Below are 24,775 nucleotides of genomic sequence, written 5' to 3'. Positions count from 1 at the left end.
CTGCATAATGAATTCAGACCGGATCACACTTTATAAATTCTTCTCCCCGGAATGGATGAGGTTTTCTACACTCCAGGTAACATTCACTGGAGGCATGACATTATGGCGAACACCATCACGGCAGATGAGATTCGGGAACACTTTTCGCAGGCAATGTCGGCAATGTACCAGCAGGAAGTTCCGCAGTACGGTACGTTACTGGAACTTGTGGCTGACGTGAATCTGGCGGTGCTGGAAAATAATCCCAAACTGCATGAGCAGCTGGCTAATGCCGATGAACTGGTGCGATTGAACGTGGAACGACATGGCGCCATTCGTGTTGGCACCGCAGAAGAACTTTCTACCTTGCGTCGGATATTCGCCATCATGGGGATGTACCCGGTAAGTTATTACGATCTCTCTCAGGCGGGCGTGCCTGTGCACTCCACGGCATTTCGTCCCATTGACGAGGCTTCGCTCTCGCGTAATCCCTTTCGCATGTTCACTTCGCTATTACGCCTGGAGCTCATTGAAAACGCGGCATTACGCCAGCGGGCGGCGGAAATCTTATCGCAGCGGGATATTTTTACATCGCGCTGCCGACAATTGCTGGATGAGTACGACGAGCAGGGCGGTTTTAGTGCTGCTCAGGCCGAAGAGTTCGTCCGTGAAACGCTGGAGACTTTTCGCTGGCATCGTCAGGCTACCGTTGATGAAGAAACGTACCTCAGCCTGCATCGTGAGCATCGTTTAATTGCCGACGTGGTCTGTTTTCCGGGATGTCACATTAACCATCTGACGCCACGTACTCTGGATATCGACCGGGTACAGGCCATGATGCCGGAGTGCGGCATTACGCCTAAAATTCTTATCGAAGGTCCGCCTCGCCGCGAAGTGCCTATTCTGTTGCGGCAAACCAGTTTCAAAGCCCTGGAAGAGCAGGTGCTCTTCGTTGATGAAAAGCAGGGTACGCACACGGCGCGCTTCGGCGAAATTGAGCAACGTGGCGTCGCGCTGACGCCAAAAGGTCGTCGATTATATGACGAGCTGTTGCACAAGGCGGGAACGGGTAAGGATAACTTTACGCATCAACTCCATTTGCGGGAGGTCTTTAACGCCTTTCCGGATAGCGAATTTCTGCTTCGCCAGCAGGGGCTTGCCTGGTTCCGCTATCGCTTAACGCCATCCGGCGAGGCGCATCGTCAGGCGATCCATCCTGGCGACGATCCGCAGCCGCTTATTGAGCGCGGTTGGGTAATCGCGCAGCCGATTACCTATGAAGATTTTCTTCCGGTCAGCGCAGCCGGCATTTTTCAGTCGAATTTAGGAGATGAAACGCTGGCAAGAAGCCACGGCAATGCCAGCCGCGATGCCTTTGAACAGGCGCTGGGATGTGCAGTACGGGATGAATTTTCGTTATATCAGGAAGCGGAAGAACGCAGTAAACGCCGTTGCGGTCTGCTTTAAAAGCGGTAAGCTTCACAGGCTGTGAGGATACTGTAAAAGGAAGGCGTTATGTTGAATCCCTCCATCCCGCTGGTGGCGACGCGTCACGGTAAAATCGTGGGCGTCGTACAGGAAGAAATCCATATCTGGCGCGGTATACCTTATGCCGCGCCGCCAACAGGGGAGCTACGCTGGCGTGCGCCGCAGCCTGTTACGCCCTGGCAGGATGTGCGCCAGGCGGATTGTTTCTCCTGCGCCAGTTGGCAGGATATTACCTGGTGTCGTGAACTCGGCGGCGGCGATCCGGGAAATTTTTCCGAAGACTGCCTCTATCTGAACGTCTGGGCTCCCGCCGTGCGTCATGAACCGTTGCCGGTCATGGTCTGGCTACACGGCGGCGGTTACACCATTGGCGCGGGGAGTTTGCCGCCCTATGACGGTCAAGCGCTGGCGAAGCGCGGCGCGATCGTGGTGACGGTCAATTATCGGCTTGGCCATCTGGGCTTTTTCGCGCATCCGGCGCTGGAAGGCGAAGGGGCGGAGTGTATTCATAATTTCGCTTTACTCGATCAAATCGCTGCGCTGCGTTGGGTGCAGGACAATATTGCCGCGTTTGGCGGCGATACGCAGAATGTGACGTTATTTGGCGAATCCGCCGGCGCCCGCAGCGTGCTGTCGTTGATGGCTTCGCCGTTGGCGAAGGGGCTTTTTCATAAAGCGATTATTCAGAGTGGTTATACGCTGCCGGATACGCCCCGCGAGGAGGCGCTAAAAAAAGGCGTTGCGCTGGCGGAACATCTTGGCTTAGCCCATGCCACTGCCGAACAGCTACGCGCTTTACCGGCAGAGACGTTTTGGCCGCTGGACGCGCCTTTTAAAATTGCGCCGACGCCGATTTCCGGCGACGTCGTGCTGCCGCATCCGATGCTGGAAACCTTCTTTGCGGCGAAACAGCATCCAATACCGGTGATGATCGGCTCGAATAGCGATGAAGCCAGCGTATTGGCAGTTTTTGGCGTCGATATTGCCGGTCAAATTCAAAAAATGCGCCGTGAGCGGCGTGTTGGTCTGGGGTTAATCCGGCTGCTTTATCCTGGAGTGAAAGGCGACGAAGCACTAGGGCGGCAGGTCTGTCGGGATATGGTATTTACCACGTTGGGTTATGTCGTCATGCAAGCGCAGCAGCGGATCGGCGAACCGTGCTGGCGTTACTGGTTTGATTATGTCGCCGAAGCGGAGCATAACACCTACGCGAATGGCGCCTGTCATGGCAATGAAATACCGTATGTATTCGATACGTTAACGCGGGCTGAGCCCACATGCCATTATGTGAATGAGAATGACCTGGCCTTTGCCTCGCAGGTGGCGGATTACTGGGTGAATTTCGCTCGTCATGCCAGCCGCACGCGCGACGTGCTGCACGGCCCGGTTCGCTGGCCCGCCAGCATTCGGGGGCGAGATCGTCTGTTGCGGATTGGGCTGAACAAACTTGCCGGTTTTAAAGTGGAAAACCGCTTTATGCGTGCGCGTCTGGCGCTGTTTAAACGAGTCATGAAACATCACGTTAGTCTGGAATAAACTTTTCATAACCTGAAGAATGCTGCGTGAGGTTTACATCCGATTCGGTCGGTTCTTATCGACATAAAATATTTACGCTTTTGCACAGTTTCCAGGCGACCAACAATTGGATTATTAATGAATTTTGTCTAGAGTGAGCGGTCAGAAACGGGCACATTCTTGCTGCTGAAAAAACCAGCGCGGGACCATTCACAAGACCAGAAGGACTCATTTTCAGGTATGAATCGTAGACGATTTATTAAAGGTTCAATGGCAATGGCCGCCGTGTGCGGTTCCAGCGGTATTGCTTCCCTCTTTTCTCAGGCGGCGTTTGCCGCGGAATCCGATATTGCGGATGGTAAAATTGTCCGTTTTGATTTTGCTGGTCTGCAATCAATGGCCCAGGCGTTAGCGAAAAAGCCCTGGGGCGGCGCGCCGGGACCCTTGCCGGATACGCTCGCCAATCTGACGCCGCAGGCCTATAACAGCATTCAGTATGACGCGGCGCATTCACTCTGGAACGGTGTTGCCAACCGGCAGCTCGATATTCAGTTTTTCCACGTAGGGATGGGCTTTCGTCGTCGCGTACGCATGTTTTCCGTTGATACGACGACGCATCTTGCTCGCGAGATTCATTTTCGCCCGGAACTGTTTAAATACAACGATGCCGGCGTCGATACGACACAACTGGAAGGGCAGAGCGATCTCGGTTTCGCCGGTTTCCGTGTCTTTAAAGCGCCGGAACTGGCGCGGCGCGATGTCGTCTCCTTCCTGGGCGCCAGTTATTTCCGGGCGGTAGATGATACTTATCAGTATGGCCTGTCGGCTCGCGGGCTGGCGATAGATACCTATACTGACGGTCAGGAAGAGTTCCCTGACTTCACCGCATTCTGGTTTGACACCGCGAAGCCGGGCGATACTACATTTACCGTTTACGCTCTGCTGAACAGCGCCAGCGTGACGGGCGCGTATAAATTTGTGATCCATTGCGAAAAAACGCAGGTGATCATGGATGTAGAAAACCATCTCTACGCCCGTAAAGATATAAAGCAACTTGGCATTGCGCCGATGACCAGTATGTTTAGCTGTGGGAATAATGAACGTCGGGTATGCGACACCATTCACCCGCAAATTCACGACTCCGATCGGCTGGCGATGTGGCGGGGTAACGGCGAGTGGATTTGCCGCCCGCTGAATAATCCGCAGAAATTGCAGTTCAATGCATATATGGACGATAACCCAAAAGGGTTCGGCCTGCTGCAACTCGATCGCGATTTCTCGCATTATCAGGATGTGATGGGCTGGTACAACAAACGTCCGAGCCTGTGGGTGGAGCCACGCAGTAAGTGGGGGAAAGGCGCAGTTAGCCTGATGGAGATCCCAACCACTGGCGAAACTCTGGATAATGTGGTCTGTTTCTGGCAGCCGGAAAAAGCGATCAAAGCCGGGGATACGCTGGCGTTTAATTATCGTTTGTACTGGAGCGCGCAGCCGCCGGTACAATCGCCGCTTGCGCGGGTCATGGCGACCCGTACAGGGATGGGCGGCTTTCCCGAAGGTTGGGCGCCGGGCGAACATTACCCGGATAAATGGGCGCGCCGTTTTGCTATTGATTTTGTCGGCGGCGATCTGAAAGCGGCCGCGCCAAAAGGCATTGAGCCGGTAATTACGCTTTCCAGTGGCGAGGCGAAGCAGATTGAGATCCTCTACGTTGAGCCTTTCGACGGTTATCGTATCCAGTTTGACTGGTATCCGACCTCGGATTCTACGGCACCGGTGGATATGCGTATGTTCCTGCGCTGCCAGGGGGAGGCTATCAGCGAAACCTGGCTGTATCAGTATTTCCCGCCCGCGCCGGATAAGCGCCGTTATGTCGACGATCGTATCATGCGTTAGTCAGTTTGCCTTCTGTACCGCCACAAGGGCGGTACAGGTTGCGGAAATTGCCCTGGCATAAACCCATTCGTGAGCCGCTGTTTTTGTGACACGGCCTTTCCATCGTTCTATTTTTGCAACAGTCCTTCCTGTTTATCCCTCTCGATCCTGCGGACAGGGAACATTAAGATAGCTTCACCTTATTTAAGATATAAAGTGAATATAATGAAAAAGAGTTTTCTTGGTGCTGTCCTGTCTCTGGGTTTATTAAGTGCTGCTCATGCAGATGTATATAAATTTGATAATATGCATACTAATGCGGTATTTAATATCGATCATTTCCAGACCTCAACCAATCATGGCGGGTTTTATGCTATTAGCGGCGAACTGAAATATCAGCCGGAAAAGCAAGTCGCAGAGATGCGCGTGACGATTCCCGTGAGTGCCTTAAATACCGGGGTGGAGGCGTTTGATAACCATATCCGCAGTAGCGATATTCTGGATGCGGAAAAATATCCAGAAATAGTATTTAAATCGACAAAATGGCATTTTGACGATAATAAACCAGTCTCTATTGACGGTTTGCTAACAATGAAGGGAGTAACTAAGCCCGTCACCTTAACCACCACCAAGTTTGGCTGTTATATGAGCCCGATATTCAAGGCGCAGGTTTGCGGTGGTGATTTTGTCACGCAAATAGATCGCACCCAGTGGGGGGTAGATTATCTGGTCGATATGGGGATGACGAAAGTTGTCGATATAAAAATCCAGGCAGAAGCGGTTAAGCAATAAAGGGAATGATGATGAAAACTAATCACCTCATTCGGGTAGTGGCCTCGCTGGCGATGTTGGCAACGTCAGGCCTGGCTTATGCTGAAGAGTACAAAGCCAGCACGGACGAAAAAGCAATAAAAATGACGAACGTAGCCTCTCTGGAAGCGCGCGTTCAGGCCAGAATGGAGAAAGGGGCATTTGGTTATATTCGCGGTGGAGCCGAAGATGAGAATAACCTTCGCAGCAACACCGAAAGCTTTGACAAAAAATATATTATGCCGCGCGTATTACAGGGCATTGAGTTAAAAGAGATCGATTTATCAACGCAGCTACTGGGTATTCCGCTTAAAACGCCTATAATCCAGGCACCGATGGCAGCGCAGGGCCTGGCCCACGCCTCCGGAGAGTTGGCGACGGCGAAAGGCATGGCGCAGGTCGGTTCGATTTTCTCGTTGAGTACTTATGGCAACAAGACCATCGAAGAGGTGGCTAACGTTTCCGGGAAAAATCCGTTCTTCTTCCAGCTTTATATGAGTAAGAATAATCAATTTAACGAATTTATTCTTGCACAAGCGGTAAAGCATGGCGCTAAAGCGATTATTCTGACCGTAGATTCGCCTGTCGGTGGCTATCGGGAAGAAGATATTAAAAATAACTTCCAGTTCCCGTTGGGCTTTGCAAACCTGGAAATGTTCGCCAGAAAAAATGACGATGGTTCAAAAACCGGCAAAGGGGCAGGGATAAGTGAAATTTACGCGCAGGCTAAACAAGCCTTTACGCCGGAGGATATTGCCTATGTACATCGTATTTCCGGTCTGCCGGTTATCGTAAAAGGCATTCAGTCGCCGGAGGATGCTGAAATTGCTATCCAGGCCGGGGCCGCAGGAATATGGGTTTCTAATCATGGTGGTCGTCAATTAGACAGCGGGCCGTCCTCATTCGATATGCTTCCTGCGATTGCAAAAGTTGTCAACAAGCGAGTGCCTGTTATTTTTGACAGCGGAGTACGCCGTGGTTCGCACGTATTCAAAGCGTTAGCCAGCGGGGCGGATATTGTGGCGGTTGGCCGGCCTGTATTATACGGTCTTAATCTTGGCGGCGCTCAGGGTGTGGCATCAGTGATTGAACAGCTAAACAAAGAGCTGACAATTAACATGATGTTGGGTGGTGCCAGGAATATTGAACAAGTGAAAACGACACGCTTGTTAACTGAAAAAGAGCTGCCCCAGTAATATAAAGGTCGGGTACTATACCCGACCTTTTCCTGTATGATTTCCCTCAACAATGCTTCCGGTAGAAAATGACGCGCTCTGTTTCCTCAAATCCTAACGCCTGGTGAACTTTCTGGGAAATTGTATTTTCCGGCGAGGTATCAGAGGCCATTTCCCGACACCCTTTATTCGTTCCCCATCGTTGCACCGCTGCAATCAATTGTTTCGCTACGCCGCGTTGACGGAACGAGGGGAGAACAAAAATACCTTCAAGGAAAACTACGGGCGAACTGTCACAGCCATTGACATAATCGTGGCGGATTGAGGCATCCGCAAAGCCAATCGCCACCCCGTCTGCCATCGCAATAAATGATGCCAGATGATCGGCTTGCAGAATTTCTTCGCCGTCCGCCAGATGGGCGTCATCCGGGTGACCAGGCCAGAGCTGTTTTCGCAATCCGCGCCAGTGCTCCAGATGGGTTTTGTTCATGTGCCTGATGTCCATTAACACGCTCCTGATGAGGGGTCTGACATGATGAGACGGCATCCCGCCTGCTGATAACGTCGGGCGATAGCAGACGGGAGCGCACTGTCGCTAAGAATGGTAGTAATACAGGACAGCGTCGCCACCGCATGGGGTTCTACAGTATCAAACTTTGAGTGATCGGCCATCAATATGACCTCGCGTGAGCGCTGAATAATGCGCGTTTTAACGCCCACTTCAAACATGGTAGCGTTGGTGATACCCGTTTCAATCGACAGCGCATCGCAGGAGATAAAGGCGCGTTCAACGGCAAAGGCGTTAATCATCTCCAGCGCCAGACTCTCGCCCACCGAAAAGTAACCGGGGCGAATCAGTCCGCCGATAATGTAACTCTCTACGTGTGGGAAGCCACCCAGTTCATTAGCGATTTTGATGTCATTGCAAATGACTTTTACTTTGGCGTCGACCAGACATTTTGCCAGTTCCAGACAGGTGGAGCCGGAGTCGAGAAAAAAGCAGTCTCCATCTTTGATGAACGTGCGGGCGAGGGCGGCGATTTCGCGTTTCGCCTCACTTTGTAACGTTCGCTTAACGTCGAAAACATATTCTTTATCTTCCGTACTGTCGTCGAAGTCAATACAACCATGGCCGCGAACCATACCGGGATAACGGCTGGCGATATAGTGAAAATCCCGGCGCACGGTTGCCTCTGCATAGCCAAAAAGTTCAATAGCTTGTTGTGTTGAGAGGTGCCTGTGTTGCCAAAGGTAATGCAACATCTGTTTGATACGGTCGGGGCGCTGTTGGCTCATCAGCATATGACTCCTTTATAGCGCGGTGAATTGTGACAACGTCACATCATAGTTCGCCGTCGTGAACAACGCCCGGCCAATCACCAGATGCTGTGCGCCTGCGGCGGCAAGCAGCCGTGCGGCGCGAAGTGTAATACCGCCGTCCGCCCAGCATTCCGCAGCAGGGAAATGCTCTCTGCTCTGACTCACTTTTTCACACATCGCGGCGATAAATTGCTGCCCGCGCCCGTCGGGTTCGCTGGTCATGATCATCAGCGCATCCAGTTGCAATGCCAGATAACGATAAGGCAATAGCGGCGTTGCCGGGTTAAGCGCCAGTCCTGCTTTCGCCCCGATAGCGCGAATATCCGCCAGAATCTCCGAGGGGTTTTGCACGCTTTCGGCATGAATGAAAATCCAGCCGGGGCGGATAGCTGCAAGCCAGGGTAGCCAGCGTTGCGGTGATGAGACCATCAGGTGAAATGAGAGCGGATGGCGAGTGTGTTGTGCGACTGCCTGAATGGTTTTCATACCGAAGGTAATATTGTTGATGAAACTGGTATCTTCGATATCCAGATGCAGCGAGCCGAGAGGCGCATCGTGTAAAGCGGTCAACGCCTCGGCATAGCGCAGCGGATCGGCGGAGGCCAGTGAAGGGTGCAGGATCATCGGAACCTCCATCAGCGCAATGCGGTTAATTGCGCGAAAAGCGCGGCGTCATTTGGCGCATCTTGCAGCATCGCGACGCTTTCCGGCGAGTCGAGCCACTGGCTGATGCGTTGAATGGTGCGAATATGTGCTTCGGCATCCGTGGCGCTGGCGCAAAGCAACAGCCAGATGGGATCGCAATCCGCATTGCCGAAAGCGACCGGCGTTGCTAACGTAGTGACGCTGATTTGATTATGGTTGGCGCCTTGCTCTGGTCTGGCATGGGGCAGCGCAATCCCCGGCGCGATAAGATAATATGGCCCCCATTTAAGGGTGTTCTCAATAATACCGTCCAGGTAGCAGGGGGCCGCCGCGCCGAAGGTAATCAGCGGACGAACGGCGATATCCAGCGCGTGTCGCCAGTCGCTGGCATGGCGTTGCGCCTGAACCCACTTAACATCATTAATCATCGATCGTTGACTCCTTGCCGGTTCGGGTTACTCTGGAACCGATCCCCGGCGTGTCTTTTGGCGAAGGCGACGGAGATCGGCAGAAGAGTTATCGCTCTCTGCAGGGGATAAGCGTTTTGCTTATCCCCATTTTATTGTCGGATATGGCGTACTTTCTCCATAAACTTCGCCACGCGCGCCTGGTCGACAAAGTTGGCGAAGACGCCGTCTTTTTTAAACGTGGTTGCCGTTACGCATCCGTCGGCAATGCAGAGCTGCTCCTCAACGTTTTCCAGACACACCCCGGTATTCGCCAGCACGACCGTGTCGGGAACGGTCTCTTTTACCCGCTTCAGTATGGCGCTATCCGTGCGGGCGCCCGCCGTCAGCCCCGAGACGCACAGGGCATCGGGGTTATTGTTAAATACGGTCGATTTCGCAATTGAACAGACATCCCGGTTTCCCAGATACACCGCCGCTTCCGGAACGATGTTAAACAGCGTTTTCACGTGGCCTGCGCCGATGCGATGCTGATGGCGAATGGTTTCGCCGACATTCGTATCCCAGACGCCAAAATCGCTGGCGTAAGCGCCGGTGAAAATTTCGCGGATAAATTTTGCGTCGGTCGCCATCGCTAAATCAAACGAGGCCACAGGGTCCCACAACACGTTTACCCCAAACGGTACGCGGATTTCACTCATTAACTGACCGATGATTCTTGCCATCGCGGTGGTCGTTTCCGGTCTGACTTTCGTTAAATAAGGCAGACTAAATTCGTTGGAGAACATCACTGCATCCACGCCGCCATTTTGTAGCGCCATTAAATCGTCATGGGCGCGGTCAATTACCCAGTTCATGCCTTTCCTGGTATCGAACCCGGGATCGCCCGGCAACGCCCGTAAATGGCACATGGCGATAACGGCTTTTTCTGTTCCTATTACCTCTTTTAGCCAACTCATTCTGGGTTGCTCCTTATTCCGGTAGTTCACGTTTACGTAAGACAAGTATGATGCTGGCGACAATGCCGACCACAATAACCACGCCAATCATGCCCAGCGACATCAATTCAGATATTGACCAGCCAAACATATTTCCCACCGACAGCGCGGTAATTTGCGCGTTTTCAGCGGCGAAGCTAAAGCCGCCTTTGAGCGCCATATCGGTAAAGTACGGTGCGAACTGGGTGGCGATCAGCAGAACGGTAATCATGACAATGATGCCGCTGAGCAGAGTACGAATCAGATCGCCGCGATGAATAACCGTGGCCATGCAGATAAAAAACGGCGCAACCGGTAAATCAGCCAGCGGCAGGACTTTATTGCCCGGCAGTATGCTCGCCAGAATTAACATGATGGGAATTAACAGCAGTCCAACCGCGATGGTGGTCGGGTGGCCTAACGTCACTGCGGTATCCAGACCGATAAAGACTTCGCGCCCTTTAAAGTGTTTCTGGAAGAACTTACGCGCGCCGTCGGAAATGGGCATTAATCCCTCAACGATAAGGCGAATCATGCGCGGAAACAGCACCATAATCGCCGCCACGGTAATCATTAAGGTTGCGCACCCTTTAAAGCCTTCGCCTGCGGCAAGTCCGAAGATCAGCCCGAGAACAACGCCAATGATCACCGGGTCGCCGACCATCCCATACCGTTTTTGGATCTCCTGAGCGTCAATATTGCGTCCTTTCATAAACGGTATTTTTTCGTATATCGCATCCAGCAATACGAACAACGGCACGGAACTGGAGCCATACCCTTGCGGAATAGAAATCCCTTCCAGACCCACAATGTTCTGTACTCGTTTCGCCGTCCAGTCGGCCATTTTCAACGACAAGGCGGCGTGACAAATCGCGCCCAGTACGCCATAAATCAGACTGCCGGTCATCAACTGGACGACCGTTCCGGTAATGGCGTAGTGCCAGTAGTTATAAATATCAACGTTCATGGTTTTGGTCAGACGAGTCACCAACATACCGACGTTGAGCAGAAAGATAACGGGAATGATCATAGCGCCGATGGCCGTCGCATAGCCGACGCCGGACGCGGGCCCGGCGCCGACGTCAAACACATGCAGCGTCAGGCCAAAACGCTCAATCATCACTTTAATCGGCGGACTGAGACTGTCGATCGCCATGACGATCACCAACCCCATGCCGACAAAACCGATGCCGACCGTCACCCCGGCTTTCACCGCCTGCAGCCAGGGAATACGAAAGATTAAGCCGATGATAATCATAATGATGGGCACAAAGACGGTGCCGCCGAGAGACAGGATGTAATCAAACATAATGCCCCCTTTATTGTGTTAACAGCGCCTTGATTTCTTGTTTTAATGCGTCGTCGTTGATGCCTGTCAGCAGGGCGGCGCCGTTGAGCGTCGGGATGCCATAGTCACTGTGCGTACGCATGGACGTTACGATGAGATCCATACCGTTACAGTTCAACGGGATCTCATTCAGACAACATTGCGCCGTGGTTGCCGCAATGCCTTGCTCCGCAAGAAAGTCCTGCAGTTTTTGTGCAATCATGGTTGATGTCGACATGCCGGTACCACATGCCACAAGGATCTTTTTCATCATGGTCGTGCCTCTTGTGTAGCGCCTGTTTCAGGCTCAATGGGAAACTGTTCTGGCGACATATTGGCCAGCGCAGTCAGTAAACGGATACAATCAGTCAGGTCGCGCAGGCTGGCGACTTCGGCTGGCGAGTGGGTATAGCGGCAAGGAATAGAAAGGCTGGCGCAGGGAATACCGTCCAGTTCAACCTGAATGTAGCCGGTTTCGGTGATGACGCCTGGCGCGACTTCTCGCTGTACGGGAATATTATTTTCGTGCGCGGTGGTCTCCAGCATCCGCAGCAAACGCGGCGGCGTAATCAGTCCCGCCAACGTACCGCGTCCGTGATAGTTCAGACAGGTGATGCCGACGCCGTGGTTGACCCGCACATCCGAGTAATCCTGCAGGTCAGGCGTGTCGCAGGATGGGGTGATATCAATACCAATCGCCAGGTCGGGGCGCACGCGTCGTAAAACGGGAATAATGCCGCGAATATTGAACTCTTCCTGTACCGACGCGACCAGGAATACCGCGATATCAAGCGGTGTGGAGGCGAGGGCCTCGGCGACGCCCAGTAGCGCCGTACACCCCAGCCTGTCATCCAGCGCCTTACTGCATACCAGGTCGTTGCCCAGACAGTGCGGCGGGTTGTAAAGGGTTACTGGCGTCCCCACCTGAATACCCATTCGTTCGGCATCCGCTTTATCTTTTGCGCCGATATCAATCCAGAGTTTATCGAGCGCGGGTGGCTGGGTGCGCTCGTCACCCTTCGCGAAGTGATATGCTTTAATACCGATACAGCCCATGATATCGCCTGAACGTCCGGCAAGCGTCACAATCGAACCGGGCATAGTAATTTGCGCCGGGCCGCCCACGCGTTCAAAACGTAAAAAACCGGAGGGTTCGATCTTGCGTACCATAAAACCCACTTCATCCATATGCGCAAAAATCATCAGGCGAAGCGCGTCGGATTTATCGCTGCCATAACGGGCGACGACATTGCCCAAGCGATCCCGCCAGACGTCTTTGGCCTGCTGTTCAAACGCGTGCTGCATAACGTTTGCAATACTGCTTTCATGTCCTGAAATCCCGTTTAGCCGCAGTAAAGAAAAAAGCGTTTCCTGCACAGAAAAGGTCATTGGCGTCTCCGTGGTGATAAAACAATCAGTCGTTGAGCGTTTTATAGGCGGAGAATGGTTGGATAAGTGTGAAATGTGTCACGCGGAAATACGCTAAATAGGGCCAATAAAAAATAATGTGATGGCGATACAATAAAAACGCTCATATCACCTGCGGGTTATCGGTAAACCAGGCTATTTATGTGATCACGACCAACAACGAAGAAGGGCAACGCGATGGTGGAAATTATTCCTGTTAGCACGACGCTGGAACTGCAAGCGGCAGATGAAAGTCATGTTCCGGCGCTGCACCAACTGGTACTCAAAAACAAAACGTGGCTACAACAGTCGCTCGACTGGCCGCAATATGTCACGTCGCAGGAGGAAACGCGTAAGCATGTGCAGGGTAATATACTGTTGCACCAGCGTGGTTACGCCAAAATGTACCTGATTTTCTGCCAGAATGAGATGGCGGGCGTACTCTCATTTAATGCCATCGAACCGGTAAACAAAGCCGCCTATATCGGTTACTGGCTGGATGAGTCCCTCCAGGGACAAGGGATAATGTCGCAATCATTACAGGCGCTGATGACACATTATGCCCGGCGCGGCGATATTCGGCGCTTCGTCATTAAATGCCGCGTTGATAATCAGGCCAGTAATGCGGTCGCACGGCGCAACCATTTTACGCTGGAAGGCTGTATGAAACAGGCCGAGTATCTTAACGGCGACTATCACGACGTTAATATGTATGCCCGCATTATTGATGCGGATTAAAGGGAACCGACTAAGGGGGTACGCGTAATACGATCCTCGCCATTGATCACTTTTGGGCCGCGCAGGTGAATAGTATTGCCGTCAAACGCTATCACCGCCGCCCGTCCGCTAATCTCGACCTGGTGCTCAATCAGAATTTCGCCCTGTATACAGGCATGGCCTTCAATCAGCACGCGGTCGTCCAGTAAAATCGGGCCTCCGCGTACCTCTGCATGTCCGCCTACCAGCACATGATGTTTTAACACACAGTTGCCTTCGATTAACGCATGTTCCGCTACCTGCGAGCTGTAGCGAAGGGTAGGGATAGCATCTTCCTCTGTGCCGGCGATAACCCGCGCATGGCCATAGACTTTGGCGCAGTCACAGATCCAGACATTATTGTCTTTGTTGCCTTCGATGAGCGCGAAATCAAAGACCTCCGCCCGGTGCTCAATAAAAGCGTGTGTGATAGTGGCGTCGCCATAAAGCTGTACCTGATGGACAATCCGCGAATGGCTCAGGGTGGCGCGATCGTAAATTTGTAAAATCTGCGCATGTTCATGCGTTAGTCCCTGAACGGCGAGAATTTCTGACTGGTTTAACACGCGGGCATCGCCATAAATCGCACACTCTCCGCGCACGGAAGAGGACTGAATGGTGACGTTGTCACTTATCCGTGCGCCATCGCTGATATCAGCGCGATCAATCCAGACGTTATCGCCTATTCGCACGTTATTGTAGAGCGTGCACGGCTGCGTGATACGCGCGTTACCCGTAATTTCCGTGCCCGCAAAGGCCATCGCGTTTTCATCATAAATCCAGCAATCCCCCTGTTGTGACAGCACATTATCGGCATCAACCCAGCCGCCGGAGGTTCCGGCTTTAACATCGTTAAAATCCGTTACGGCAATAACTTGTCGTAATAAGACGCTTTTCTTCTCACCGTCTACCTGATAAGTAAAAGCACGAGGTTCTTCACTCAGTCGATATTTGATCATAGGGAAATTCCGTGTGAACGATTAAGATAACCGTAGCAAAGGTACTGGCGAAACAACCAGAAATTCCATAAAATGCATTTCAAATATACTTTATAAATTAAACAAAATGCGTAATCACAAGCAGAGCGATCGCGTGCTCAATCTGCCTGCGGGCTATTTTGGCATCGTCCTTGGCACTATCGGTATGGGATTCGCCTGGCGTTATGCCAGCCAGATATGGGCAATAAGCCACTGGCCCGGCGACATCATGGTGATCCTGGCGATGATTATTTGGGCACTCTTGACCCTGGCGTTCCTTAGCCGTCTGGTGCGCTTTCCCCATAGCGTGATGGCTGAAGTGCGACATCCGGTAATGAGCAGTTTTGTCAGCCTGTTTCCCGCCACCACGATGCTGGTCGCGATCGGCTTCGTTCCCTGGTATCGCCCGTTGGCCGTTGCGCTATTCAGCGTGGGGGTCGTCATACAACTGGCGTATGCCGCATGGCAGACGGCGGGACTTTGGCGCGGAGCGCATCCGGAAGAAGCGACAACCCCGGGGCTTTATCTGCCCACGGTAGCGAATAATTTTATCAGCGCCATGGCCTGTGGAGCGCTCGGTTACAATGATGCCGGACTGGTGTTTTTAGGCGCAGGTGTCTTTTCGTGGTTAAGTCTGGAACCGGTTATTTTGCAGCGACTGCGTAGCTGCGGCGAATTACCGGCGGTGCTGCGTACGTCGTTGGGTATCCAACTGGCGCCCGCGCTGGTCGCCTGTAGCGCCTGGCTGAGCGTCAATGGCGGGGAGGGCGACACGCTGGCGAAAATGCTATTCGGCTACGGTCTGTTACAGCTTTTATTTATGCTGCGATTAATGCCCTGGTATTTATCACAACCGTTTAATGCTTCTTTCTGGAGTTTTTCGTTCGGCGTTTCCGCGCTGGCGACCACGGGGTTACATCTTGGTCACGGTAGTGAATCAGGGCTTTTCCATATTCTGGCCGTCCCGCTGTTTATTTTCACTAACGCTATTATCGCCTTATTGCTGGTTCGTACATTTCTATTGCTGGTGCAGGGGACGTTGCTTATTCGCACTGAGCGCGCTGCACTGTTGAAAACGGAGGAAAAAAATGACCGTTCGTGACGAAAATTACTTTACTGAGAAATATGGATTAACCCGCACGCATTCGGATGTGCTGGCGGCGGCAAAGGTTGTCGCGCCGGGCCGAACGCTGGATTTGGGATGCGGCAATGGCCGCAATAGTCTGTATCTGGCCGCGAACGGTTATGACGTTACCGCATGGGATAAAAATCCGGCCAGTATGGCTAACCTTGAGCGTATTAAAGCGGCAGAAGGGCTGGATAATCTGCAAACCGACATTGTCGATCTGAATACATTGACCTTTGACGGCGAGTACGATTTTATTCTCTCGACGGTGGTTATGATGTTTCTTGAGGCGCAAACCATTCCCGGTTTAATTGCCAATATGCAACGCTGCACAAAACCCGGCGGGTATAATTTGATTGTTGCGGCAATGGATACGCCGGACTTTCCCTGTACGGTGGGATTCCCGTTCGCTTTTAAAGAAGGCGAATTACGCCGCTATTACGAAGGATGGGACATGCTGAAATACAACGAAGATGTCGGCGAGCTTCACCGCACGGACGAAAACGGCAACCGTATCAAACTGCGCTTTGCTACGATGCTGGCGAGAAAACCGGCCTGACCGATGCAAGTTCTGTAAGTCTCGCTGCGTTCGGCATTTTTTTGTCGGGCGCCGCGTTCAAATTGTGCTGTCGTTACCATTTTTAGTGCATCCAGAATGATTTCGTTTTGCTATTATTTCCTTTGCATCATTGCGAAGACTAAAGGGATCGTTTCATGCGTACTCATACTTTATTTAAAGTTGCAGTGCTTACTGGCTTGCTGGCGTTATCCGGCTGTGCGTCCAAAGTCACACAGCCGGATAAGTATTCTGGATTCTTAAAAAATTATTCGGACCTGCAGGAAACTACCTCCGCCACGGGAAAACCGGTGTTGCGCTGGGTAGATCCACATTTCAATGACTCTAACTATGACAACATTGTTTACAATCCGATAACGTACTATCCCGTCCCCAAGCCAACGACCCAGGTCGGGCAGCAAGTTCTTGATAAACTGCTGGCTTATACGAACAGTAAAGTAAAATCAGCAATTGAACAGCGCAAACCGCTGGTCACGACGCCAGGGCCGCGCAGTTTGATTTTCCGCGGGGCGATTACGGGCGTGGATACCAGCAAAGAAGGGCTACAATTCTATGAGGTAATCCCTGTAGCGCTGATTGTGGCAGGCACGCAAATGGCGACGGGCCACCGAACCATGGATACCCACCTTTATTTTGAGGGTGAGCTGATAGATGCCGCGACCAACAAGCCGGTCGTCAAGGTAGTGCGCCAGGGTGAAGGTCAAGACCTGAGTAATTCCAGTACGCCAATGGCGTTTGAGACGTTGAAACAGGTCGTGGATGATATGGCGACGGATACCTCTATGTTTGACGTTAACAAAAAATAGTTCTGCGGCGCCATCGCAAGATGGCGCAAACCCCGGCAGATTAGCGGTCGCCATCAGCCAGACAACGATGGGCGCGCGTTCTCGTTAATACAGCGTAGCCTATCCCGCCAGCGATCAACCCCCAGAATGCCGATCCGATGCCCATCAGCGTTAGCCCGCTGGCGGTGACGAGAAATGCGATAACTGCCGCGTCACGCTCATTTTCGTGAGTAAGCGCCTGATACAGGCTACCGCTAATCGTACTTAACAGTGCCAGACCAGCCAGCATTTGCACCCAGCTAACCGGCAGGGCGACCATCAGCGCGGTTATCGAACCGCCAAACCACCCGGCAAGTAAATAAAAAACGCCTGCGGCGGCGGCCGCTAACCAGCGACGCGTTGGATCGGGGTGCGCGTCCGGGCTTTGACAAATGGCGGCTGTAATGGCGGCAATGCAGATAGAATAAACGCCAAATGGCGAAAGCAGCAGCGCCAGCAATCCGGTAAAAATCATTAACGGAGAGACAGGAAGCTGATAGCCAGACGCCTTCATTGTGGCGACGCCGGGGGCGTTTTGCGATGCCATCGTCACCAGAAAGAGCGGTACCGCGACGCTCAGGCTTTGCGCGAATGAAAAGTGGGGGGGAACGAAGGTGGGCCACACCGGCGCGAAATGAATACCGCTCATCGCCACCTTACCCTGGATGAGCGCCACCGTTATTCCCATCACCATGGCAGCAATAACGGCATAGCGGGGCGCGAATACTTTAAAGAGTAGCCACGCCAATAGCATACCGCCGCACATGACAAACTCTCCGTTGAGCGTCCCGAACGCCTGCAGGCCGAAGCGTAGCAGTATTCCCGCCAGCATTGCGGCGGCAAGAGAATGGGGGATTATCCGCATCAAACGCGCAAACAATCCCGTGACGCCGCACAGCACAATCAGGGCATTGGCGACAATGAATATGCCCACCGCGTCTGGCAACGATAATCCCTGAAGCCCTGTTACCAACAGAGCGGCGCCAGGCGTTGACCAGGCGGTTAAAACCGGCGCACGATACCACAAGGTTAACGTTAGTGTGCTTATGCCCATGGCTATACCGAGGGCGGTCATCCAGCCGGCGATCTCTGCGGGTGTTGCGCCAGCGGCGAGCGCCGCCTGCCAGATAATGGCGGCGGAACTTGCATAGCCGACCAGAACGGCGACCAGACCAGATAATACAGTAGGTAACGGCAGTGATAACAGACGCATGATCGCCTCTTGTGCGTTATAACGGTCAGTCAATGTAGCATTGTGCGTTATAGCGTACAAGTGATACGCTATGGTCTTACTGGGGGGAAAAATGGATAACCTGACACACTATCTGGCGACCACGTTAAGAACGTTACGCCATCAGCGAGGCTGGAGTTTATCGCGTCTGGCGGAGATCTCCGGCGTCTCAAAAGCCATGTTAGGGCAGATAGAGCGTAATGAATCCAGCCCGACAGTCGCAACGCTGTGGAAAATTGCGACGGGCCTGAACGTTCCATTCTCAATGTTTATTTCGCCTCCGCAGGCCGAATTTCCGCCAACCTTCGATCCCCAGCAGCAAGCGATGGTAATCACACCGCTGTTTCCGTGGGACCCTGAACTCTGTTTTGACTATTTTTCTCTATTGCTGGCGCCTGGCGCGGTCAGCGAATCAGCGCCGCATAAAGCCGGCGTTATCGAACATGTGGTGGTGATTCAGGGTCGGCTGGACATGTGTACTGGTGGGGTATGGCAAACCATAGACGCCGGTAAAGGTTTGCGTTTTGCCGGCGATACGGCGCATACCTATCGCAACAGCAGTGACCAGACGGTTCATTTTCACTCGCTGATCCATTACCCGCGTGATTAAGCGGGAAAACTATTTCGTTAGTTTGCGCTTCTGACTACAATAGCCGCCATTTCGCTGCTATTGGATAAGAAAGACTGTATGCGCCAGCAACCTCACTATCTCGAATTGTTAAGTCCGGCCCGTGACGCCGCAATTGCTCGCGAAGCGATTTTGCATGGCGCAGATGCCGTCTACATCGGCGGACCCGGTTTTGGCGCACGTCATAACGCCAGTAACAGTCTGCGCGATATCGCCGATCTGGTCCCGTTTGCTCACCGTTACGGCGCCAGGATTTTTGTCACGCTGAATACTATCCTGCATGATGATGAGCTGGAGCCCGCGCAGCGGTTAATCACCGATTTGTACAACACCGGGGTGGATGCGCTGATTGTGCAGGATATGGGCATTCTGGAACTGGATATCCCGCCGATTGAGCTTCACGCCAGTACACAGTGTGATATTCGCAGCGTGGAAAAAGCGAAGTTTCTTGCCGATGTCGGTTTTTCACAGATTGTACTGGCGCGCGAGCTTAATTTGAGTCAGATAGCGGCTATTCATCAGGCTACTGACGCCACGATTGAGTTCTTCATTCATGGCGCGCTGTGTGTCGCTTATTCTGGGCAGTGTTATATCTCTCATGCGCAAACCGGGCGCAGCGCCAATCGGGGCGACTGTTCGCAAGCCTGTCGCTTACCGTATACGTTAAAAGACGATCAGGGGCGGGTGGTCTCTTACGAAAAACATTTGCTATCGATGAAAGATAACGACCAAACGGCTAACCTCGGCGCGTTGATCGATGCAGGCGTACGTTCCTTCAAGATTGAAGGGCGCTATAAAGACATGAGCTATGTCAAAAACATCACCGCGCATTATCGTCAGATGCTGGACGCGATTATCGAGCAACGTGGCGATCTGGCGCGTGCGTCGGTTGGTCGGACCGAACACTTTTTTGTTCCCTCCACGGAGAAAACCTTCCATCGCGGCAGCACCGACTATTTTGTTAACGCGCGTAAAGGTGATATTGGCGCATTTGATTCACCAAAATTTATTGGCTTGCCGGTAGGTGAGGTGCTGAATGTGGCGAAGGATTATCTCGACGTAGAAGCTACGGAGCCGTTGGCGAATGGCGATGGTCTGAACGTGTTGATTAAGCGTGAAGTGGTAGGTTTTCGCGCCAATACGGTGGAGAAAACCGGTCATAACCGCTACCGCGTTTGGCCAAATGATATGCCTGCCGACCTGCATAAAGTCCGTCCGCATCATCCGTTGAATCGTAATCTGGAGCATAACTGGCAGCAAGCGCTGACAAAAACCTCCAGTGAGCGCCGTGTGGCGGTTGATATCATGCTGGGCGGCTGGCAGGAACAGCTTATTCTGACGCTGACCAGTGAAGACGGTGTCTGCATCACGCATACGCTTGACGGGGTATTTGAGGAAGCCAACAACTCTGAAAAAGCGTTGAATAACCTAAAAGCCGGACTGGCGAAGCTGGGACAGACGCCTTACTACGCGCGTGATATGCAGGTGACATTACCGGCGGCGTTGTTCGTGCCAAATAGCCTGCTCAATCAGTTCCGTCGGGAGGCGATTGATATGCTTGACGCGGCGCGGCTGGCCCATTATCAACGAGGTCGTCGGAAACCCGTGGCGCAGCCTGCGCCGGTCTACCCGCAAACGCATCTCAGCTTTCTCGCTAATGTCTACAACCACAAAGCGCGGGAATTTTATCACCGTTACGGCGTACAATTGATTGATGCGGCCTATGAGGCGCATCAGGAGAAGGGCGAGGTACCGGTCATGATCACCAAACACTGCCTGCGTTTTGCGTTCAACCTTTGTCCAAAGCAGGCGAAAGGAAATATTAAGAGCTGGAAAGCCACGCCGATGCAGTTGGTGCATGGCGATGAGGTACTGACGCTAAAATTCGACTGCCGCCCTTGCGAAATGCATGTCATTGGCAAAATTAAAAACCACATCTTAAAAATGCCCCAGCCCGGCAGCGTTGTCGCTTCAGTGAGCCCTGAAGCGCTGATGAAAACGCTGCCGAAGCGCAGGGGCGTTTAATTAACGAAAATAGCTTTCTGGTTTGCGCGATTTCTGCCAGTTGTGGTGCTCGCGCAAGCCTTCCGCGGATTCTTCCGCTGCCGCCCGTAATTCATCGCTGTCGGCTTCGTGTCTAAGCTGGTGCCCTCCCGTCGCAAACCATACGAATGCGTGGTCTTGCTGTTTCGCCAGTAACTGGCCTGAAAACAGCGCACAGGTCAGTAAAACTACTGATAACGTTTTTGTAAGCATCATGCCACCTTCCAGTTACGTCGTGAGGCTATGATGCCAATAATTTCTTTGAGTTATTATTCAACACTTCAAATTAGCGAAAACAGTTTGTCAATAAGTGCGATAAGTTGTATGAGAAAATATACTTAATACTCAGTATCTCAATTATAAAAATAATGAGCCAATTCGCTCCATAGTAAATCCATTATTCCATGGAAGTATATATTTAAAGTTATTGTATTAGATGGTTTTGGTATTGCCAGGGGATTGTAAGCCATACTATTTATGGTGTGGTCAACTCTGGTGATGAGCCTCATTTTTTGTTGTTTCAACGAGTGAAGATAAATCTTCAGAAAAAAGGCTGTTATGAACTTGTAACGCTACATATTCAACAAGGTCGTTTAAACATAGCAGGCCATGAGAGGAACTTTCCTCAAGCATATTCATTAATATCTCATTCTTAAACAAACATGAATAAACTAGTTGAGTAACTGAGCTTTGTGTATGATTTGCATGAAATGTTGCATTCTTTAAGTTAGTATTCTCAATAACCTTTGCGGCTATTTTGTTTTTAATAGCGTCGTCAATAGGTGGTACACCTGCCTGGGCGATGCCCAGATTAATCCTGGAGGAGATGGCGGCTTTTCTTTCCTGTTCCTTCCAGTCACATAAATTACCCTTTTCTGCCATGTCGATAAGCGTCTCTTTTATATTTTTTAGGTCAACGGAAAATGTTATACCGCCGGATAGCGAGAGTAGTAACCGCTCAGGGAACAAGCAACATAGTGGTTCACAAACATAAGTGCTAGCTTTTATATTAATATCAGAATATCTTTTCAGGTGGGCAGACTGAGTATCAACACAGAGCACTGTTCTATTCATTATCTCATAATAGTAGTGATCCTGACGTATCACAATGCATAACGGAATATCTTCGTCATCTTTAATGCAGAGATTTGTATATTGATACTCAGCATCTTTATAGTGCTGAAAATGGAAATTTCCTCTGCATGATGGTGATGATAATTCATATAACTTGCAAAATAAATCAAATAAACGTTGCGCATCAGGCGGAGAGGCAACATCACATAATTCATTTATATATTGATCGGCAGCGGATCTTCGCGTGCTACAGAAAAAATCTTTAATCTTTTCCCATAGTAACGTAAAGAAGGAGCGTTGAGAGATGGCACTTTGAGAAAACATCTCACTCTTTAAAAACCCTCTCCCGATAGTAATTGGCATAATTTAGACCACAAGTGAGTATATAATACTTCATTACTGGAATAGGTGGTATTCAAAATATTATCCCATGTTGCCCATCGGTTTGCCTATCGGTGAAACACCTGATTTTTGCTTTATCCTGAACGTTCAAATTGACCCGTAGTTTTAGTCATGCCCACGCCTCCTGGACATGAAGTATGTCAGGTAAAACGAATGAAACTAAAACGGTTTTCTTAATTTTCACATCATCATGTACCATAAGTAATGATTAATTACACGCTATATTATTTTTAGATAAAGTAAATTGTTGCTCAACCGTGTAGAAATTTTCTTATAAGAAGTTAAACTGAAAGTATTATTAGGCTAACAACAATGAGATATTTAGCGGTAGGGCAGAAGGCCAATACTGATAGCACTTATGATATAAATGCCTTACTCTTTAGTTTCTGTCTTAATTATATTTGTTGTAACGATTAGCTGACGGATTTATTTCCAGTTGGGCGATAAAATTATAAAAACCTGCGAGGAGGCTCAAAATGAAGAAATCAGATGGTGAAATTCACGAAAAGACAGCATCCTGGGGCATTTTGCAGTCAGAATGGCTAAGAAAATGTGGACGGCTATTATTGCTGTTACTTTACCGTTTCGTTATCGGATGGGCTTTTTTTCAGTTACTTGCCATGATCGTGGCAGGGATATTTTTGTTAGGCGTCTTATTATTTCATCCCATAATATTTGTACAGACTATCGCAATCACTGAGAAGTTAAATCATGCTTCGCTTGATTTATGGCATATCCTTAAGTTATGCCTGTGGCATTACGGTATCATCGCAGGGTTTATTTTTATGGCGGAGTGTACGTTAAGTAAAAGTATACGGCAGGTTCAGCGCTTGTCCAAAAAGTTTGGGGCTCAGGATTTTTCTTCACGCCCGTGATCCGCCGCTGCAACCTGCTTTCTTACTGAATAATGGCTATGAGCAGCAGACCGAATTATCTCGGTTCGAGGGGGATTCTATGTGTTTGAACAACTGCGGTGAATCGTAATTTCAGATGCATTATCGCCGACAATCGACGCGTTCCTCACTAATTGCCTTCCTGACTATATAGTGGTCTTATCTTTGGCGAAACAATGTTATTTAGTTATGGAAGGCGACAACAACTGTACTACTGATTATCAAATAACCTTTCTGGTCAGGTAGACTCGCCTTTGTGAAAACACATCGTTATCTGTGCTCCTGGGACTCATTCCCTTGCCGCCTTTAAGCAACTCGAATTATTTTGGGTATAGAACAGGCGGCGTAATGGTCATATAAGCAAAATATAACCTCTCCGTTTGTGATAAGGCACAGATTACAGGGGGGAATGATGTTTATTTTAACCATCTGTTTAAGCGCTGTCCGCTAATCTTTACCTGCTCAAATACATAATCACCCCTGTGACTCTCGCGAGGTGTAACATATGGTAAAATGCGTATCTTCTTTCCTCCTGTTCAGCCTGTTGTCCGTTCAGGCAATGTCAGCTGAAAACCATATTGATCTCCACCAGCCAAAAGACTTTGTCGATATTACTACGGTCGCCCCCGACGTACAGGTAGACATGCGATACTTCACTTCCCATAACTTTGTTGGTCGCCCCATTAAAGGCTATAACGCGCCTGTTTGCCTGTTAACACGACCAGCCGCGAACGCAGTGAAGCAGGTCGCCGATCGTTTACGCCCCTTCGGACTTACCTTAAAAATATATGATTGCTATCGTCCGCAAAGCGCAGTGAATGACTTTATCGCGTGGGCCAAAGATCCTTCTCAAAACCAAATGAAAAACGAATTTTATCCGCTGGTAGAGAAAAAGCGTCTGTTTGAGGAAGGTTATCTTGCCGCCAGATCCGGCCACAGTCGGGGAAGTACGCTTGATCTAACGATTGTTCCACTCGACAGTAAAATACCGATATACCATCCCGGACGACCACTGGTGAATTGTACTGCGTCCGCGGCACAACGCTCGCCAGATAATAGTCTGGATTTTGGTACCGGCTTTGACTGTTTTAGTCCGTTATCCCATCCCGATAATGCCATGCTTACCGCTCAGCAACGCGCAAATAGGTTGTTATTACAAACATTGATGCGTGATGCGGGCTTTACGCCACTGGATACTGAATGGTGGCACTTCTCCCTTACTCATGAACCATACCCGAACACCTGGTTTGACTTTCCCGTTAAGCAGAGACCCTGAAACGGCGTTTTGTTGCGAAATCTAATCATTACGCCTGTTGGAA

24 protein-coding genes and 2 pseudogenes are annotated in these 24,775 nt (G+C 50.9%); 14 read left to right on the top strand and 12 right to left on the bottom strand.

Annotated features, from left to right (window positions below):
• Positions 1-102: 102 nt before the first annotated feature.
• The 5 genes from hglS to NA624_RS02930 all read left to right on the top strand — a co-directional run bounded on the left by hglS (position 103) and on the right by NA624_RS02930 (position 6,863).
• Positions 103-1,446, top strand: a complete 1,344-nt coding sequence (gene hglS, locus NA624_RS02950; protein ID WP_000024104.1) for a 2-oxoadipate dioxygenase/decarboxylase HglS — start codon at positions 103-105, stop codon at positions 1,444-1,446.
• A 48-nt stretch (positions 1,447-1,494) separates the two neighbouring features.
• On the top strand, positions 1,495-3,003 hold the full coding sequence (locus NA624_RS02945) for a carboxylesterase/lipase family protein (RefSeq protein ID WP_000933979.1): 1,509 nt from the start codon (positions 1,495-1,497) through the stop codon (positions 3,001-3,003).
• A gap of 219 nt (positions 3,004-3,222) precedes the next feature.
• The gene (locus NA624_RS02940; RefSeq protein WP_001081958.1) at positions 3,223-4,878 is read left to right on the top strand and encodes a glucan biosynthesis protein D; all 1,656 of its coding nucleotides are present in this window, start codon (positions 3,223-3,225) and stop codon (positions 4,876-4,878) included.
• Between the two features lie 195 nt (positions 4,879-5,073).
• A complete protein-coding gene (locus NA624_RS02935; protein ID WP_001024315.1) occupies positions 5,074-5,649 on the top strand; it encodes a YceI family protein in 576 nt (191 codons plus the stop codon).
• 11 nt (positions 5,650-5,660) lie between these two features.
• Positions 5,661-6,863, top strand: a complete 1,203-nt coding sequence (locus NA624_RS02930) for a lactate oxidase (RefSeq protein ID WP_000856051.1) — start codon at positions 5,661-5,663, stop codon at positions 6,861-6,863.
• Between the two features lie 46 nt (positions 6,864-6,909).
• On the opposite strand, the gene aac(6') is transcribed toward NA624_RS02930, so the two are convergent.
• The 8 genes from aac(6') to NA624_RS02890 all read right to left on the bottom strand — a co-directional run bounded on the left by aac(6') (position 6,910) and on the right by NA624_RS02890 (position 12,907).
• On the bottom strand, positions 6,910-7,347 hold the full coding sequence (gene aac(6') / locus NA624_RS02925; protein ID WP_000354600.1) for a cryptic aminoglycoside N-acetyltransferase AAC(6')-Iy/Iaa: 438 nt from the start codon (positions 7,345-7,347) through the stop codon (positions 6,910-6,912).
• Complete coding sequence (locus NA624_RS02920) at positions 7,347-8,138, bottom strand: DeoR/GlpR family DNA-binding transcription regulator (protein WP_024134423.1); 792 nt, start codon at positions 8,136-8,138, stop codon at positions 7,347-7,349. Before NA624_RS02920 ends, aac(6') begins: the two co-directional genes overlap by 1 nt.
• 15 nt (positions 8,139-8,153) lie before the next feature.
• Complete coding sequence (locus tag NA624_RS02915; protein ID WP_000600602.1) at positions 8,154-8,786, bottom strand: ribulose-phosphate 3 epimerase family protein; 633 nt, start codon at positions 8,784-8,786, stop codon at positions 8,154-8,156.
• Between the two features lie 11 nt (positions 8,787-8,797).
• The gene (gene sgcA / locus NA624_RS02910; RefSeq protein WP_000606454.1) at positions 8,798-9,235 is read right to left on the bottom strand and encodes an SgcA family PTS sugar transporter subunit IIA; all 438 of its coding nucleotides are present in this window, start codon (positions 9,233-9,235) and stop codon (positions 8,798-8,800) included.
• Between the two features lie 131 nt (positions 9,236-9,366).
• Positions 9,367-10,173, bottom strand: a complete 807-nt coding sequence (gene sgcQ, locus NA624_RS02905; protein WP_000118619.1) for a BtpA family protein SgcQ — start codon at positions 10,171-10,173, stop codon at positions 9,367-9,369.
• A gap of 13 nt (positions 10,174-10,186) precedes the next feature.
• Positions 10,187-11,500: a PTS sugar transporter subunit IIC SgcC gene (gene sgcC, locus NA624_RS02900; protein ID WP_000460835.1), complete on the bottom strand. Its 1,314-nt coding sequence runs from the start codon at positions 11,498-11,500 to the stop codon at positions 10,187-10,189.
• A 10-nt stretch (positions 11,501-11,510) separates the two neighbouring features.
• The gene (gene sgcB / locus NA624_RS02895; RefSeq protein WP_000976132.1) at positions 11,511-11,792 is read right to left on the bottom strand and encodes a PTS sugar transporter subunit IIB SgcB; all 282 of its coding nucleotides are present in this window, start codon (positions 11,790-11,792) and stop codon (positions 11,511-11,513) included.
• Positions 11,789-12,907 carry a M42 family metallopeptidase gene (locus NA624_RS02890; protein ID WP_000144624.1) on the bottom strand — a complete coding sequence of 373 codons (1,119 nt, stop codon included), beginning with the start codon at positions 12,905-12,907 and terminating at the stop codon, positions 11,789-11,791. Before NA624_RS02890 ends, sgcB begins: the two co-directional genes overlap by 4 nt.
• A 216-nt stretch (positions 12,908-13,123) precedes the next feature.
• Between NA624_RS02890 and rimL the strand changes: the two genes are divergently transcribed.
• Positions 13,124-13,663 carry a 50S ribosomal protein L7/L12-serine acetyltransferase gene (rimL, locus tag NA624_RS02885; protein WP_000229299.1) on the top strand — a complete coding sequence of 180 codons (540 nt, stop codon included), beginning with the start codon at positions 13,124-13,126 and terminating at the stop codon, positions 13,661-13,663.
• Here the strand turns inward: rimL and ydcK are convergent.
• A complete protein-coding gene (gene ydcK, locus NA624_RS02880) occupies positions 13,660-14,640 on the bottom strand; it encodes a YdcK family protein (RefSeq protein WP_000599085.1) in 981 nt (326 codons plus the stop codon). The two genes, rimL and ydcK, sit on opposite strands and share 4 nt — an antisense overlap.
• Before the next feature lie 106 nt (positions 14,641-14,746).
• On the opposite strand from ydcK, the gene tehA reads away from it, so the two are divergent.
• The 3 genes from tehA to NA624_RS02865 all read left to right on the top strand — a co-directional run bounded on the left by tehA (position 14,747) and on the right by NA624_RS02865 (position 17,167).
• The gene (gene tehA, locus NA624_RS02875) at positions 14,747-15,760 is read left to right on the top strand and encodes a dicarboxylate transporter/tellurite-resistance protein TehA (protein WP_001243996.1); all 1,014 of its coding nucleotides are present in this window, start codon (positions 14,747-14,749) and stop codon (positions 15,758-15,760) included.
• Complete coding sequence (gene tehB / locus NA624_RS02870; RefSeq protein WP_000218275.1) at positions 15,747-16,343, top strand: tellurite resistance methyltransferase TehB; 597 nt, start codon at positions 15,747-15,749, stop codon at positions 16,341-16,343. Before tehA ends, tehB begins: the two co-directional genes overlap by 14 nt.
• Before the next feature lie 155 nt (positions 16,344-16,498).
• Positions 16,499-17,167, top strand: coding sequence for a DUF3313 domain-containing protein (locus tag NA624_RS02865; protein ID WP_001259021.1), 669 nt, complete (start codon positions 16,499-16,501; stop codon positions 17,165-17,167).
• Positions 17,168-17,220: 53 nt separating this feature from the next.
• Here the strand turns inward: NA624_RS02865 and NA624_RS02860 are convergent.
• A pseudogene (locus NA624_RS02860) lies at positions 17,221-18,398 on the bottom strand (benzoate/H(+) symporter BenE family transporter).
• Positions 18,399-18,489: 91 nt separating this feature from the next.
• Here NA624_RS02860 and NA624_RS02855 point away from each other — a divergent pair.
• Positions 18,490-19,026, top strand: a complete 537-nt coding sequence (locus NA624_RS02855) for a helix-turn-helix domain-containing protein (RefSeq protein WP_000369544.1) — start codon at positions 18,490-18,492, stop codon at positions 19,024-19,026.
• 78 nt (positions 19,027-19,104) lie between these two features.
• Entirely contained in the window at positions 19,105-21,069 is a 1,965-nt protein-coding gene (locus NA624_RS02850) for a peptidase U32 family protein (RefSeq protein ID WP_001249763.1), read from the top strand.
• Here the strand turns inward: NA624_RS02850 and NA624_RS02845 are convergent, their stop codons facing one another.
• Both NA624_RS02845 and sifB read right to left on the bottom strand, forming a co-directional pair.
• Positions 21,070-21,300 carry a DUF2554 family protein gene (locus NA624_RS02845; protein ID WP_000956438.1) on the bottom strand — a complete coding sequence of 77 codons (231 nt, stop codon included), beginning with the start codon at positions 21,298-21,300 and terminating at the stop codon, positions 21,070-21,072. It lies immediately after the preceding gene.
• Positions 21,301-21,573: 273 nt separating this feature from the next.
• Positions 21,574-22,524 (bottom strand): SPI-2 type III secretion system effector SifB, encoded by a 951-nt coding sequence (gene sifB / locus NA624_RS02840; protein WP_001122939.1) that lies wholly within the window; start codon positions 22,522-22,524, stop codon positions 21,574-21,576.
• 515 nt (positions 22,525-23,039) lie between these two features.
• Here sifB and ugtL point away from each other — a divergent pair.
• The 3 genes and pseudogenes from ugtL to NA624_RS02825 all read left to right on the top strand — a co-directional run bounded on the left by ugtL (position 23,040) and on the right by NA624_RS02825 (position 24,732).
• Positions 23,040-23,438, top strand: a complete 399-nt coding sequence (gene ugtL / locus NA624_RS02835) for a regulatory protein UgtL (RefSeq protein ID WP_000747901.1) — start codon at positions 23,040-23,042, stop codon at positions 23,436-23,438.
• Positions 23,439-23,470: 32 nt separating this feature from the next.
• A pseudogene (locus NA624_RS02830) lies at positions 23,471-23,702 on the top strand (hypothetical protein).
• 259 nt (positions 23,703-23,961) lie between these two features.
• On the top strand, positions 23,962-24,732 hold the full coding sequence (locus NA624_RS02825; protein WP_000237721.1) for a M15 family metallopeptidase: 771 nt from the start codon (positions 23,962-23,964) through the stop codon (positions 24,730-24,732).
• Positions 24,733-24,775: the final 43 nt, after the last annotated feature.

The organism is Salmonella sp. NW38 (assembly GCF_051807745.1).
GTDB lineage: Bacteria > Pseudomonadota > Gammaproteobacteria > Enterobacterales > Enterobacteriaceae > Salmonella > Salmonella enterica.
This window is presented reverse-complemented; position numbering and strand designations above follow the sequence as displayed.